Here is a 14,937-nt window from a genome sequence, read left to right as displayed (position 1 = left end):
TAAACATTTTCCCAATTCCATATTATGCGTTTGTAAGTTTGTATTTATCAGCTTTTATTGAAGATTTTTTTACTAATTTAGTTGGTTTAGCATTTGTTTTTGGAACAACTTTAGGGACATTTACAGTTTTTATGGGCTATGCTTTTCTGTTTCGAAAAATCAAGCATAAAGTAGCGTTTTTTATTAAAAACATTAGTTTTATAATTGCTATTATTACCGGATTAATTGCCGTTTTCACCATTTATAACTTAAATAAGTAGTTTGAAAATAAAAGAAGATACTTTTTTTGAACGTGTGTACGAAGTCGCCCGAAAAATTCCTTATGGGAAAGTAACTTCTTATGGCGCTATTGCCAAAGCGTTGGGCGCAGGTCGTTCTGCAAGAATGGTCGGTTGGGCTATGAATGCGTGTCACGGGCAAGATGATATTCCAGCGCATCGCGTGGTCAATCGTTTAGGACTTTTAACGGGAAAACATCATTTTGAAGGCACTAATTTAATGCAACAATTGTTGGAAAGCGAAGGCATTCAAGTAATTGATAATCAAATAATAGATTTCAAAAAACATTTTTGGGAACCTGATTTTTAGGTTGTTTTCCTATGTTTTAATCACATAAACAAATACTATACACGCATTAACAAACTTTTATCGTTTGTCATTTGTCATTTGTCATTTTCAAACTATCTTTGCAATTCAGATTCAGTTTAAATAAAAGTAAAAAAGTTTACACAATAAAATGAAATTAGATAGAAAAAAAATACTTACCGCATTAGAAACCATTTCAATTGCTGGTGAAGGAAAAAATATGGTAGAAAGTGGTGCGGTTCAAAACGTAGTAACTTTTGGAGATGAGGTAGTTGTAGATGTAATTTTAACCACTCCGGCTTTACATATAAAAAATCGTGCAGAAGCGGATATTAAAAAGGTAATTGCCGAAAAAATAAATGCTAATGCAAAAGTTAAAGTCAATATTAAAGTAGAAGCTCCAACAAAAGAAGAAGCCAATACCATTAAAGGAAAACAAATTCCGGGTATTAGTAATATTATTGCAGTTTCATCTGGAAAAGGTGGTGTTGGAAAATCTACTATTACAGCAAACTTAGCCGTTGCTTTATCTAAAATGGGATTCAAAGTAGGTATTTTAGATGCCGATATTTATGGGCCATCTATGCCAATTATGTTCGATGTAGAATCAGCCAAACCTATTTCTGTTGAAATTGACGGCAAATCAAAAATGCAACCGGTACAAAGTTATGGTGTAGAGCTATTATCTATCGGATTTTTCACCAAACCAGATCAAGCGGTTATTTGGCGTGGTCCAATGGCTTCAAAAGCGTTAAATCAAATGATTTTTGATGCCAACTGGGGCGAATTAGATTTTATGTTAATCGATTTACCTCCAGGAACGGGCGATATTCACTTGTCAATTATGCAATCGTTGCCAATTACAGGAGCCGTTGTGGTAAGTACACCTCAAGCCGTTGCTTTAGCAGATGCCAAAAAAGGTGTTTCTATGTTTATGTCAGATGCTATTCAGGTTCCCGTATTGGGAATTATTGAAAACATGGCTTATTTTACACCAGAAGAACTTCCAGAAAATAAATATTATATTTTTGGAAAAGAAGGGGCAAAAAACTTAGCGGCAGATTTAGAAGTTCCGTTTTTAGGAGAAGTGCCTTTAGTGCAAAGTATTAGAGAAGCAGGTGATTATGGAAGACCAGCAGCCATGCAAACGGGTACGATTTTAGAAACTGTTTTTGAAGAATTAGCCAGAAGTGTAGTAGCAGAAACCGTAAAAAGAAATGAAAATTTACCAGCTACAGAAGCGATAAAAATAACAACAATGGCAGGATGTTCTGCTGTGAAAAAATAGACATTTTAAATTTCTTAGACATTTCAGTCTAAAAATCTAAAGATTCTAATCATCTAAAAGTCTAAATAAATGACAGAAATTGAAATAACCGAAAACATTGAGAAAGCTTTAGCTGAAATTCGTCCGTTTTTAAATTCAGACGGCGGCGATATTGAATTAGTAGAAGTTCTTGATGGCAAACACGTAAAAGTTAGATTACAAGGCGCTTGTACGAGTTGCAGTTTAAGCATCAGCACAATGAAAGCGGGTGTAGAAACTACCATCAAAAAGTTTGTTCCGCAAATAGAAACAGTAGAAAACGTTAATTAGTTATTAGTCGAAAGTTTTAAAGTTAATTATTAGACTTTAGACTTTAGACATTTAGACTTAAATGAAATGATTGAAACAGATATATTAATAATTGGAGCAGGTCCCACAGGACTTTTTACAGTTTTTGAAGCCGGTTTATTACAATTAAAATGTCATATTATAGATGCGCTTCCTCAACCAGGAGGACAGTTAGCGGAATTATATCCAAAAAAACCCATTTTTGATATTCCAGGTTATCCAGAAGTTTTAGCGGGCGATTTGGTTTCCAATTTAATGGAACAAATTAAGCAATTTCAACCCGGATTTACTTTAGCTGAAACGGCTGAAACTATAGAAAAATTAGAAGACGATACATTTATTGTTACTACTAATAAAGGCACAAAACACAAAGCAAAAGCGATTGCAATAGCGGGCGGTTTAGGAACTTTTGAACCCAGAAAACCTGTTTTAAAAGACATAGAATTTTACGAAAACGAAGACCGAGGTGTCGATTATTTTGTAAAAGATCCAGAAAAATATCGAAACAAAAATATTGTAATTGCTGGAGGTGGTGATTCTGCTTTAGATTGGAGTATTTTTTTAGCAAACGTAGCAGCTTCGGTTACATTAATTCATCGAAGAAATGAGTTTCGCGGCGCATTGGATTCAGTAGAAAAAGTTCAAGAATTAAAATCTGCAGGAAAAATAAAATTAATTACCCCTGCCGAAGTGTCAAGCATTAACGGAAGCGAAAGAATCGAATCGATTACCATTGACACAAATGGCGAACAAATGAATGTACCAGCCGATTATTTTATTGCTCTTTTTGGTTTAACACCAAAATTAGGCGCTATTGCAAATTGGGGATTAGAGATTGAGAAAAATGCCATTAAAGTAAATAACGCTTTGGATTACCAAACAAATATTGACGGAATTTATGCTATTGGCGATGTAAACACTTATCCTGGAAAGTTAAAGCTAATTTTATGTGGATTTCACGAAGCCACACTAATGTGTCAAAGCGTATACAACCGAATTAATCCAGGAAAGCGATATGTATTAAAATACACCACAGTTTCTGGTGTAGACGGATTTGATGGCACAAGAAAAGAAGCAGAAAAAGCGGTTGTAAAAGCAATTGATTAATTATGAGTCAAGATGTAACCCTATTTATTACGGATAGAAACGGAGTGAAACACGAAGTGTTGGCCCCAACGGATATGAATATGAATGTGATGGAACTCATCCGTTCTTATGAATTGGCAGAAGAAGGAACAGTTGGCATTTGTGGCGGAATGGCTATGTGTGCTTCGTGCCAATGTTATTTACTTAACGATGTTTTAAAAACCGAAAGAAACGACGACGAAGAAGCTATGTTAGCTGACGCCTATCACGTGAAAGACAATAGCCGATTAGGGTGTCAAATACATATTTCGGAAGACTTAGAGGGCTTGGAAATAGAAATTGCACCAGAACAATAAAAAAAAGCGAGAAGTATTTCTCGCTTTTTTATTATTAAAAATCGAATAAGTCTTTTGCGTCAATAGACAAAGCTTTAGCTAATTTAAATACAGTATCTAAAGATGTATTTATTTGACCTAATTCAATTCTACTAATTTGAGAGTATTCAAAATCTGCTATATTAGCCAGTTTTTCCATAGAAATACCCTTAGATTTCCTTATCAATCTTAAGTTTTTACCAAATTCAATAATAGAGTCTATTTCTACATCTTTGCGCATTTACAAATAGATTGTAAAAAACGATGAAATATTATAGCGTATAATGCTATATTTTAAAAATTATTTTATACATTTGAAATAGTAAGTATTGAATAATCCCCAAATTAATCAAAACCGTAAAAAAAACCTCAAAACACCGTAAAATCAATTTTTGGGATTGTTCATATTTGTAATTTAAAGAGTATTAATTTAAATATAAACAAGTATGAAACAAAAAAGAAAACCCATTTTAAAAAAACTACTTATCTTTGGTATAGCAATTATGCTATCCAGTTGTAGTGAAGATTTGTATGATGAGGAACTGAATCAAAACAAATATAGTTTAGAGAAGGTACCTTTTAGCAAATTAAAAAAGGACAAAAATTTCAATATGTCATTTCAAAAAACTTTAGGTTTAAGTTTTAATGACAAACTTGAAAACAACTATTTTACTTCAAAATATGAGAGCAACTATATTATTGTAGATAGTATGGCTTATGTAGCAAGTGGTGACAATGTAGTTTCATACAATTTTCGTATCGAATATCCTAGTAAAGTAGCATCAGATACAATTTACAACTTAGTTGTAGAGAATAAATCAGCTCAAACCCCTGAATATTTTATTACTAAAAACATGAAAGTAAATGAAATATTGGTGCCTGTTGAAATTGCAAATTCGAATAATTGGAGCAGATATACTATGTTTGATTGTATTATTTTACATGCAAGCCCAAGAGATTTTCCAGAATATACAATGTCTATAGATTGGGATTGTGTTGATAGCGCAGGAAGCAACGATGGTAATGGTGATTCTGGCGGAGGCGGAGGCGATGGTAGTGGCGGATTAGGTAACGGATCTAATGGCTCTAACGGTTCTAACGGTTCAAATAATCCTGGTGGTAGTGTTTTAGTATCTCCAATTGGCGGTGGCGGTGCTGACAATTTAACACCACCCAACCCATGCAAAAAACTTAAAAATTTATTTGATCCATTAAAAGGAAATATTAAACCAACCATTTTAAATGATTTAAGACCCAATATTGCTGTAAATCCTTCTGGTGAAAAGGGGTACTCATTAACAAAAAACAGTACTGGTACTATACTTGGTGTTCCTATATTAAACAGTTCAATTCCGGTAACACAAGTTCCTTATCGAGGTTACTTTTTTTGTGCACTACATACGCATCCACTTGATGCATATCCCATGTTTTCTTTTAGTGACGTACTAACACTTAATAATTTAAATAATGGTTGTGCTTCTTTTAATGACGGTATGGCAAGTTTTTTGTTAGTGTGTAAAGATGATAATAACGTGTTTCAAACATACGCTATTGTGTTTGATCCAGTTAGTGTAAATGAAACTATTGACCAGTTTATGACTAATCCTGAGAATATTGGGTGTTCAAGTCAAGAAATTGTATTAAAAATGAATCAAAAATTAGGTAAAGAATATGATATTGAATCTAATAGTCCTAATCCAAACTATGAGAAGGTTTTTTTAAGAAATATGTTTTATTCTAATGTATCTTTGTATAAAGCCAATAGTACGTTAACCAATTGGAGCAAATTATCATTAAGCAATAATTCTGCAACCGCAACCGTAAATTCAACAAATTGTAACTAAAATAGAATAGTATGAAAACAATAAAAATAATTATTATTGCTTTATTATCATTGCATTGTAAAGCCCAAAATCCAGTAGTAGATGTTACAGAATCAGAATTAGGTTTACCTGATGGTTATTATGTAAAAGATATGAATCTTTTATTAAATCCATTTGAAGGTACGTATTTATATACGAACGGGAATACAACATTTAAAATAATTTTGGTTAAAAAAGAGCAACAATACAATGGTAGATATTATGAAGATTTAATAATTGGAGAATATTTTTACACAAATGGTGTGGATACAGTAGATACTTTAAATGAAATAAATACTGTTTATAATGACCAGAGAAGTCATAGTATAGATGGAAACTGGGTTGTAAACAATAATTTTAGATATTGGAAATGTCCTACTTGTCCCGCTAATGAAAAAAGATTATGCTGTGGTATCAAAGATATTTCAACAAATAATTATGCTCAAATTACAATGAGAAGAACAGTAGAAGCTGGACAAGAAGTTATGAAAATAAAAATTTCACACGTCATGGCTAGATCCTATAATGTAGATACTGAACCTGTGCCACCAGATTTTTCATTATTATTAGGCGAATACACATTAATAAAACAATAAAAAAGGTAACGGCTCGAAAGAGCCGTTATTGTTACAATCTGTTTATTTTTTTTCTGTTTTATTCTAGCGTATCTTAGTACAAAGCCAATAGTACGTTAAGCAATAAACATAAATAATAAATATTTCTCGCTTTTTTATTTTATACTAATTTTTATTGAAACGCCTGTTCTAAATCGGCAAGTAAGTCTGAAATATCTTCTACACCTACACTTAAACGAACTAAATCGTCTGTAATACCAATTTCTTTTCGTTTTTCTTCAGGAATTGATGCGTGAGTCATTAATGCAGGATGATTTGCTAATGATTCCACACCGCCCAAAGATTCGGCTAACGTGAATACGTTTACTTTTTCTAACATTTTAATCGCATCGGCTTTCGCACCCGATTTAAATGTGAAAGAAACCATACCGCCAAAACCACCAATCATTTGTTTTTTGGCAATTTCGTGATTTGGATGACTTTCTAATCCTGGATAATACACTGTGGCTACTTTTGGATGATTCACTAAATATTCCGCTACTTTTGCTCCGTTTTCACAATGTCTTTGTACGCGTAAATGCAACGTTTTGATGCCTCGTAACACCAAATAACTATCCATCGGACCTAAAGTTCCACCTGTAGCAAATTGAGCAAAGTGAAGTTTTTCGCCTAATGCTTCATCTTTTACAATTAACGCACCAGCAATAACATCACTATGTCCGCCTAAATATTTAGTTGCCGAATGCATTACAATATCTGCACCTAAATCTAAAGGTTTTTGTAAATAAGGCGTGGCAAAGGTATTATCTACTGCAAAAAGCAAGTTGTGCTTTTTAGTAATTTTCGCAATTTCGGCAATATCCGCCAATTTCATTAATGGATTGGTTGGCGTTTCTACCCAAACCAATTTCGTGTTTTCATTAATTAACGACTGAAATTTTTCAAAATTCGTCATATCAATAAAATGAAATTTTATCCCAAATTCTTGATAGATGCGCGCAAACATTCGATACGTTCCACCATATAAATCGTCCATCGCAATGACTTCATCGCCAGGTTTTAAAAGTTTCATTACTGAATCCGTTGCCGCTAAACCAGAAGCGAAAGCTAAACCTCTCACTCCATTTTCAATACTAGCTAACGCTTGTTCTAAAGCGGTACGAGTGGGATTGGCAAATCTACTATATTCGTATCCTTCTGCTAAAGGCACACCTGGACTTGTTTGTACAAATGTTGAGGTTTGATATACGGGTGGCATCACCGCTCCAGTACTTGGATCGTGATGTTGATTGCCGTGAATTACTTTGGTGTTGAATTTCATTTTTATGTTTTTTAACTATTATATTCCTTGTTGTTTGTCGCCCCGCAATTGGCGATATTGTTTTCTGGCTTCGGTAAAATAAATACTATCAGGATGTTCGAGTACTACTTTTTCGTATAAATTTTTAGCTTTTTCTATATCGTTCAGCTGAGTTTTATAAATTTCAGCTGAATAAAATAAGGCTTCATCAATATAAATTCCGTCTTTGTGATTGTCTAAAATGTTTTGATAATAGCCAATTGCTTTGGCAAAATTACCTAATTTTTCGTAATTTTTTCCTACTTTATACAACGTTCCGGCTTCAATAGATTGCCCTTTGTGTTTTTCTAAAATTTGTAAAAATGCTTCTAATGCATCTTTTGGTTTGTTTTGATATTCTAATAAATCGGCTTTTGAAAAATCTTGTAACGCCACTTGAAGTGAATCTTCTGCAGAATTATCGCTAATTAACAAAAACAATTCTACCGCGTCATTCGCAATTAATTGGGTTGAAGCTTGTTTCAATTCGCCAGCTTGTTTTTTTGCCCAATTGAAATCTTTTTTAAAGAAGCTGGTTTTTGCCATTCGCATACTGGCTTCGTGCGAAAATTCATCATTAGGTAAATCGTTTTGAATTTGCGCATAATAAATGATCGCTTGATTGAACTTTTCGTTAAATACAAAAACATCCGCAAGTTCCATCTTTACTTTTGCTTTTTGACGAATATTTATTGGCATTTCCATTGTTGCTTCTAAAAGTGCTTTTGCTTTTTCAAAATCATTCAAATAAAAGGCTTTAAAATGGGCTGCTAAAATTCGTAAATCTATAGCATATGGCGAATTTCCATACTGGCTTAATAAGGTTTCAAATTTTGTTTGAATCACCGAATACGTTTCTGGTTTTGCAGTTTCAATTTCGTTTTTTAGCAGAAAATATTGTGCATTTAAAATGGTTGATTCGTCAGTTGTATTTTGTAAAATGAATTCAAAAATAGCTTGTGCGGTTTCCGTTTCTTTTTCATTTACACAAATTTGCGCCAGTTGAATGATGTCATCAAACGATTCTGGATTTCTTTTATAAATTGATTTTTCTTGAATAAAAGCCTTGTTGTATTCTTTCAGATTTATGTAAAGCCAACTTAAAAATTGATTCCAATAAATGTCTTGTGTTTTTTGGGTGCGAAGTAAAAGTTCTTTTTTAAGTGAATTGGCAAATACATTTTCAGCATCATCTTGCATAAAAAACACCAATTGATTTTGTACACTTAACGTCGAATTTATATTAGCATATGAGTAATCTAATAATTTCACCACCATCACATCTAAATTTCCCATTTGACCTTGCAGCAATGCCATTTGGTAATCGAAATTCATACTTGAATTTGTTTTTTGTGCTATTTCGTACGTTGAATATGCCTGAAGCAATAACGATTTTTGCTCATAAGCTTGCCCGATTTGATAGGCATAATTGGGTTGTTTTGCTACAACATCAAGTGCTTTTTTGTAATATAAATCGGCTTTGTTTTGGTCTTTTTCTAATTGCGCATTGTATCCCAATTCAACAAAAATAATTGGCTGATTGTTTGCTTCTTTTTTGCTTAATAGTAATTTTTCGGCTTTATCGAATTGTTTTAAACCTTGAAAACAAGCCACTAATTTTTGAGTAAAATAGAAGTTATTAGGTTGTTTTTTTTCCATTTCTTCATACAAGGAAGCGGCTTTATCAAACTCACCTTTTTCAAAGTAATTTTGTGCCAATTGTTCGTTTTGAGAAACCACAAGTAGCGAGAAAAAAGACAATATGATGGTATAAATTTTTTTCATAAAAAGAATGCACTAAAGTAACAAAAAAAATTCAACTCGTCGCAAGGTTAGTAAATATTTAAGTTTTATAAAGTTGTCCTCAAGCTTGTCTTGTTGAAAGCAACTCCCACAAATTGAGAAGAGACGCTTTCAGCGTGACAAATATTGGGGTTAATTTTAACAAAAAAGCAACTCCAAAAAGTTGCTTTTTATATTATAACCAGTGTTTATTTGGATCTTGATGTGTGGAAAGTATGGCGTAAATATGTACTTGTTTAGTTTGTATGTTAACTTTAAAATGAATCATATATTTAAACGTTTTCATTGGTAAACAATGTACTTCTTTATATCGTATTTGAAACATTGGATTGGTTTGCAAATTATTTAAAAAGTCCCGGTACTCATTTATAAATTTTGTTCCAAAACCTTTTCGCCTGGTATTTAAAAAATCACGAGCTTCTTTTAAATCTTCTTTAACTCTTGGATCTGCTATAATTGTAAACTTTTCCTTCATTACTTTTATAGGTCGTCTAACATTTCAAAAGCATCAATAGGCGTTTGTTTGTCTTTTATTCGATTTAATACAATCTCTTTATGCCATTCCGGTACGTTTGAAGTTTCTTGAGAATGTTTAAAAGTTAAAAAATCAATATATTTTTCAACTTCTGCTACAAGAGTATCAGGTAAATTTTTAAGTTTACTATTTACGTGTTTTAAAGCTGTTGCTGTCATAATGAAATTACTTTATACAAATATAGCAATAATTATTTCCCGATTTATATTTTATCAATACTTCAAAAACTAATTAATACTATCAAACCCAGTATATCGTCTTAAAACTTCTGGAATTACGATGCCTTCCGGCGTTTGATAATTTTCTAAAATCCCAGCTAAAACACGAGGTAAGGCTAATGAACTTCCGTTTAAAGTGTGTGCCAATTGGTTTTTCCCATTCGCATCTTTATATCTTAATTTTAATCGGTTTGCTTGAAAGGTTTCAAAATTAGAAACAGAAGAAATTTCTAACCAACGATCTTGTGCAGTTGAAAACACTTCAAAATCATAGGTTAACGCAGAAGCAAAACTCATATCGCCACCACATAATCGTAAAATTCGGTAAGGCAATTTTAATTCTTGTAAAATTTCTTTCACGTGTTCTACCATTCCGTCTAAAGCGGCATAAGAATTTTCAGGTTTTTCTATGCGAACAATCTCAACTTTATCAAATTGATGCAATCGATTTAATCCACGAACGTGCGCACCATACGAACCTGCTTCTCTTCGGAAACAAGGTGTGTAACCGGTACATAAAATAGGCAAATCGTTTTCTGAAACTAAATCGTCTCTAAAAATATTTGTAACAGGCACTTCAGCTGTTGGAATTAAATACAAATTATCCGTTGCATCGTGATACATTTGTCCGTCTTTGTCGGGTAATTGCCCTGTTCCATAAGCGGATGCTTCATTTACTAAATGCGGCACTTGGTATTCTTTGTAACCTGCATCGGTATTTTTATCTAAGAAATAAGAAATCAATGCACGTTGTAATTTAGCTCCTTTTCCTTTGTAAACAGGGAAACCTGCGCCAGTAATTTTTACACCTAATTCAAAATCGATAATATCATATTTTTTAGCTAATTCCCAATGTGGTAAAGCACCTTCGTGTAATTTTGGAATGTCTCCCTCTTCAAAAACGTTTATGTTTTCTTCTGGCGTTTTTCCAAAAGGAACAATTTCAGCTGGTAAATTTGGTAATTTATATAATTCGTCTTGTAATTGATTCGTAATTGCTTGTAAACTTTCGTTTAATTGTTTCGAATTTTCTCTGATTTGAGTGGTTTTTTCCTTTAAGATTTCGGCTTTGGCTTTTTCACCATTTTTCATCATTTCGCCAATATCTTTGGATAGTTTATTAGATTCTGCTAACAAATTGTCTAATTCTACTTGCGTATTTCTACGTTTTTCGTCTAATTCTACAACGAGTTCAACAACAGCAGTGGCATCGAAGTTTTTTTTCGCTAATCGCGTAATTACTTCTTCTTTGTTTTCTCTAATAAAGTGGATTTGTAACATATTTCTTTAATTTTGAAAGCAAATGTAAGGAATTGTTGTAAATTTTTTAGAAAAGTCCGCATACAAATGTGTAGAATGTTTAAAAATTGAAAATATTTACTTAGTTTCGTGTTTTAATTTACAATAATGAAAAAAATTATTCATTTCTTTTTTGTTTTCTCTGTTACTTTTTGTTTTTCACAAACTACAGAATTAGAATTTGAAAAAATGGTGGAATCCGAATCAAAATCGGCCGCGTCCACAATGAATGTTCAAGTAAATCCGAACACACAAAATTATGATGTAACCTATCATGAATTGCGTTTTACAGTAAACCCAAACAATACACCTGCTGCTATTAGCGGTATTGTAAAAACCACTTTTACGGCTTTAGCAAATATGAATTCTATCACTTTTGATATGGCGACTCAGTTAGTAGTGAGTTCTGTTACTATGAATAGTGTAAATTTAACCTATTCTCAAAGTAATTACGAATTAAACATAAATTTTCCGACTACTATTTCCACTGGAACAAGTGCTTCAGTTATTATTACATATTCAGGTATTCCGCCAACTGCCGAAGGCGCTTTTACAAGAAGTACGCACAACGGAACACCTGTAATATATACACTTTCTGAGCCTTTTGGCGCTAGAGATTGGTGGCCATGTAAGCAAGATTTAAATGATAAAATCAATAGTTTTGATATGTATATTACTGCGCCTGCTACTTTTAATAGTGTTTCGAACGGTTTAGAACAGAGTAGGATTGTAACTGGCGCTAATGCGACAACACATTTTAAACATTTATATCCTATTCCGGCTTATTTAGTTGTATTAAACGTAACCAATTATGAAGTGTATAACCAACAAGGTGGTTTAGGAACGGTTACCTCACCTTATTTCCCAATTATAAATTTTTTGTATCCTGAAACCAATACAACTACCACACAGACTCAATTAGGAGTTACGCCAACAATTATAAATTTTTATGAAAGTATATTAGAACCGTATCCGTTTAGAACTGAAAAATATGGTCATGCTCAGTTTGGCTGGGGTGGCGGAATGGAACATACAACCGTTTCTTCTATGTTTAATTTTAGTAGAGATTTAATTGCGCATGAAATGGCACACCAATGGTTTGGAGATAAAATTACATGTGGTACTTGGAAAGATATTTGGTTAAACGAAGGATTAACAGAATATATGTCTGGTATGGTGTATGAATATTTAGATGGCGCTTCAACTTTCGTAAATTGGAAAACGAATAAAATAACTAGTATTACCTCACAACTTGGAGGCGCTACTTATTTATCTGATGCTGGCGCATTAAACGTAAATACAATTTTCAGCTCACGATTGACCTACAATAAAGGCTCGATGATTGCGCATATGTTGCGTTGGAAATTGGGAGATGTGAAGTTTTTTCAAGCATTAAAAAGCTATTTAGCCGATCCTGCTTTAGCTTATGGATATGCAGTTTCAGCGAATTTAAAATCGCATTTAGAAGCTGCTGATAATGGTAACAGTTTAACAGAATTTTTCAACGATTGGTTGTACAATCAAGGATATCCTACTTATACTATTACGGCTCAAAATTGGGGCGCAGGACAAGCAAAAATTAGTGTAAATCAAACACAATCCCACTCCAGTGTTTCTTTTTTTGAAATGCCTTTAGAAATAAGATTAACAGGAAGTGGCTCACAAGTTTTAGATGTTGTAGTAAACAACACAACTAACGCTCAGGAATTTATTGTTTCGGTTCCTTTTGTGGTAACGGGAGTTGCTTTTGACCCAAATAAACATATTATTTCAAAAAACAATACGGCTACATTAGGTACTGAAAATTTTGATATGAATTCGGCGATTTCCGTTTATCCAGTTCCTTCAGTAAACGAATTAACTATTCAATTTCCGAGTAATGTAACTTTATACAAAGTGGAAATTTATAATAATTTAGGCCAACTTTTGAAAACAGATTTCAATAATGTTCTTGATATTTCTGGACTTTCAAGTGGGGTTCATTTTTTAAAAATTGAAACTTCAGAAGGCTTATTTCACAAAAATTTCATAAAAAAATAGGGTTACCATAAAATAATATTAAAAAGTAAGGTGAAAACCTTACTTTTGCTTTTTAAATACAAATCAAAATTACAATGATTCAAGTTGCACAAATACTTTTTATATTATCGGTTTTAGTAATTCTTCACGAATTTGGACACTATATAACAGCAAAAATGTTTAAAATGCGAGTAGAAAAATTCTACTTGTTTATGGATGTTGGTTTTTCATTATTTAAAAAGAAAATTGGCGAAACCGAATGGGGTATTGGCTGGTTGCCACTAGGTGGTTATGTGAAAATTTCGGGGATGATTGACGAAAGTATGGATGAAGACCAAATGAAACAAGAGCCACAACCTTGGGAATTTCGTTCAAAACCAGCTTGGCAACGTTTAATTGTCATGTTAGGTGGAATTATAGTTAATATTTTATTGGCTTGGTTTATTTATACGATGATGTTTTCCACAGTAGGCCAAAAATATATTTCTACTGAAAAAATTCAAAAAAACGGATTAGCATTTGGTGAAGTAGGGCAAAGTGTAGGTTTTAAAAATGGCGATAAAATTGTTTCAATTGATGGTACTTTACAACCTAAGTTTAATTGGGCAGTAATTGATGTTTTATTAAGCGATGAAGTTATTATAGACAGAAACGGAACCGAAGTAAAATTAAATTTAACTGATGAACAAAAAGGTGAAATTTTAGGAAGTGAAGGAAAAAACTTCATACAACCAAGAATTTCAAGTATTTATATTGATTCGGTAACACCAAAATCAGAAGCGTCGAAAGCAAAATTAGTAAAAGGAGATATTATAAAATCAGTAAACGGAAAACAATTTACTTATTTTGATGTTTTTGCAGATGATTTAAAAAACATGAAAAATGATTCTATTAAATTAGTTGTAGAAAGAAACAAACAATTAATAGAATTAAATGCAAGAGTAAATGCTGAAGGAAAATTAGGTTTTTATCATAAAGTTCAAGATAAATTTGATTTTCAAATTACTAACAAACTTTCTTTTGGCGAAGCAGTTTCAGCGGCAGTAAATGAATCATATCAACTGTTAGTTTATAACGTTAAACAGTTTAAATTAATACTAAAACCAGCAACTGGCGCATACAAACAAGTTAAAAGCCCTATCGGTATTGCACGTCAATTACCTGATTCTTGGGATTGGGAATTTATTTGGAATTTCACAGCCTTATTTTCAATTGGATTGGCTTTTATGAACTTATTGCCTATTCCAGGTTTAGATGGTGGTCATGCCTTATTTACGATTGTAGAAATGGTTACTGGTAAAAAACTATCAGACAAAGCTGCGGGTTACGTGCAAACAGGAGGAATGATTTTCCTACTTTCTTTGATGGCATTAACGTTTGGAAAAGACATTTATCAGTTGATTTTAGACAAATTAGCAAATTAAAATAAAAAAGTGTTTAAATATTTTTGATAAAATAAAAATTCAATTATATTTGCACTCGCTTAAATAAACAAGCAACTTCCTTCTTAGCTCAGTTGGTTAGAGCATCTGACTGTTAATCAGAGTCCCGATAGCTATCGGGATTGGTTCGAGAAAAAGAAGTAAGTTCATAAAAAAAGAAATTCTTGAAATTTTTACTTTTTGTA

At 32.5% G+C, this 14,937-nt stretch carries 15 protein-coding genes and 1 pseudogene; 10 read left to right on the top strand and 6 right to left on the bottom strand.

What is annotated here, in order from left to right; all coding sequences use genetic code 11:
* The 6 genes and pseudogenes from KA468_RS07180 to KA468_RS07155 form a co-directional block, all read left to right on the top strand.
* Positions 1–260, top strand: a pseudogene (locus KA468_RS07180) (lysine transporter LysE); the annotation flags it as partial.
* 7 nt (positions 261–267) lie between these two features.
* Positions 268–588, top strand: a complete 321-nt coding sequence (locus KA468_RS07175; protein ID WP_291242269.1) for an MGMT family protein — start codon at positions 268–270, stop codon at positions 586–588.
* A gap of 148 nt (positions 589–736) precedes the next feature.
* On the top strand, positions 737–1,873 hold the full coding sequence (locus KA468_RS07170) for an Mrp/NBP35 family ATP-binding protein (protein ID WP_291242259.1): 1,137 nt from the start codon (positions 737–739) through the stop codon (positions 1,871–1,873).
* A gap of 69 nt (positions 1,874–1,942) precedes the next feature.
* Positions 1,943–2,182, top strand: coding sequence for a NifU family protein (locus KA468_RS07165; RefSeq protein WP_291242258.1), 240 nt, complete (start codon positions 1,943–1,945; stop codon positions 2,180–2,182).
* Between the two features lie 66 nt (positions 2,183–2,248).
* Complete coding sequence (locus KA468_RS07160; protein ID WP_291242257.1) at positions 2,249–3,307, top strand: NAD(P)/FAD-dependent oxidoreductase; 1,059 nt, start codon at positions 2,249–2,251, stop codon at positions 3,305–3,307.
* 2 nt (positions 3,308–3,309) lie between these two features.
* Positions 3,310–3,642: a 2Fe-2S iron-sulfur cluster-binding protein gene (locus KA468_RS07155; RefSeq protein WP_291242256.1), complete on the top strand. Its 333-nt coding sequence runs from the start codon at positions 3,310–3,312 to the stop codon at positions 3,640–3,642.
* A 34-nt stretch (positions 3,643–3,676) separates the two neighbouring features.
* On the opposite strand, the gene KA468_RS07150 is transcribed toward KA468_RS07155, so the two are convergent.
* Entirely contained in the window at positions 3,677–3,901 is a 225-nt protein-coding gene (locus KA468_RS07150; RefSeq protein WP_291242255.1) for a helix-turn-helix transcriptional regulator, read from the bottom strand.
* A 205-nt stretch (positions 3,902–4,106) separates the two neighbouring features.
* Between KA468_RS07150 and KA468_RS07145 the strand changes: the two genes are divergently transcribed.
* Positions 4,107–5,504: a hypothetical protein gene (locus KA468_RS07145; RefSeq protein ID WP_291242254.1), complete on the top strand. Its 1,398-nt coding sequence runs from the start codon at positions 4,107–4,109 to the stop codon at positions 5,502–5,504.
* 11 nt (positions 5,505–5,515) lie between these two features.
* Positions 5,516–6,118 (top strand): DUF6705 family protein, encoded by a 603-nt coding sequence (locus KA468_RS07140; protein ID WP_291242253.1) that lies wholly within the window; start codon positions 5,516–5,518, stop codon positions 6,116–6,118.
* 151 nt (positions 6,119–6,269) lie between these two features.
* On the opposite strand, the gene KA468_RS07135 is transcribed toward KA468_RS07140, so the two are convergent.
* From KA468_RS07135 to serS, 5 genes are all read right to left on the bottom strand, one after another.
* On the bottom strand, positions 6,270–7,418 hold the full coding sequence (locus KA468_RS07135) for a cystathionine gamma-synthase (protein WP_291242252.1): 1,149 nt from the start codon (positions 7,416–7,418) through the stop codon (positions 6,270–6,272).
* A gap of 18 nt (positions 7,419–7,436) precedes the next feature.
* On the bottom strand, positions 7,437–9,221 hold the full coding sequence (locus KA468_RS07130) for a tetratricopeptide repeat protein (RefSeq protein WP_291242251.1): 1,785 nt from the start codon (positions 9,219–9,221) through the stop codon (positions 7,437–7,439).
* Between the two features lie 193 nt (positions 9,222–9,414).
* On the bottom strand, positions 9,415–9,714 hold the full coding sequence (locus tag KA468_RS07125; protein WP_291242250.1) for a hypothetical protein: 300 nt from the start codon (positions 9,712–9,714) through the stop codon (positions 9,415–9,417).
* 5 nt (positions 9,715–9,719) lie between these two features.
* Positions 9,720–9,932 carry a hypothetical protein gene (locus KA468_RS07120; protein ID WP_291242249.1) on the bottom strand — a complete coding sequence of 71 codons (213 nt, stop codon included), beginning with the start codon at positions 9,930–9,932 and terminating at the stop codon, positions 9,720–9,722.
* Positions 9,933–10,001: 69 nt separating this feature from the next.
* Positions 10,002–11,273: a serine--tRNA ligase gene (gene serS / locus KA468_RS07115; protein ID WP_291242248.1), complete on the bottom strand. Its 1,272-nt coding sequence runs from the start codon at positions 11,271–11,273 to the stop codon at positions 10,002–10,004.
* A gap of 126 nt (positions 11,274–11,399) precedes the next feature.
* On the opposite strand from serS, the gene KA468_RS07110 reads away from it, so the two are divergent.
* Positions 11,400–13,331, top strand: a complete 1,932-nt coding sequence (locus KA468_RS07110; RefSeq protein WP_291242247.1) for a M1 family aminopeptidase — start codon at positions 11,400–11,402, stop codon at positions 13,329–13,331.
* A 74-nt stretch (positions 13,332–13,405) separates the two neighbouring features.
* Complete coding sequence (rseP, locus tag KA468_RS07105; protein WP_291242246.1) at positions 13,406–14,734, top strand: RIP metalloprotease RseP; 1,329 nt, start codon at positions 13,406–13,408, stop codon at positions 14,732–14,734.
* The last annotated feature ends 203 nt before the right edge of the window (positions 14,735–14,937 follow it).

It is taken from the genome of Flavobacterium sp. (genome assembly GCF_017985075.1).
Taxonomy (GTDB): Bacteria; Bacteroidota; Bacteroidia; order Flavobacteriales; family Flavobacteriaceae; genus Flavobacterium.
Note: the sequence above shows the minus strand (reverse complement) of the source record. Positions and strands in the feature narration are given on the sequence as shown.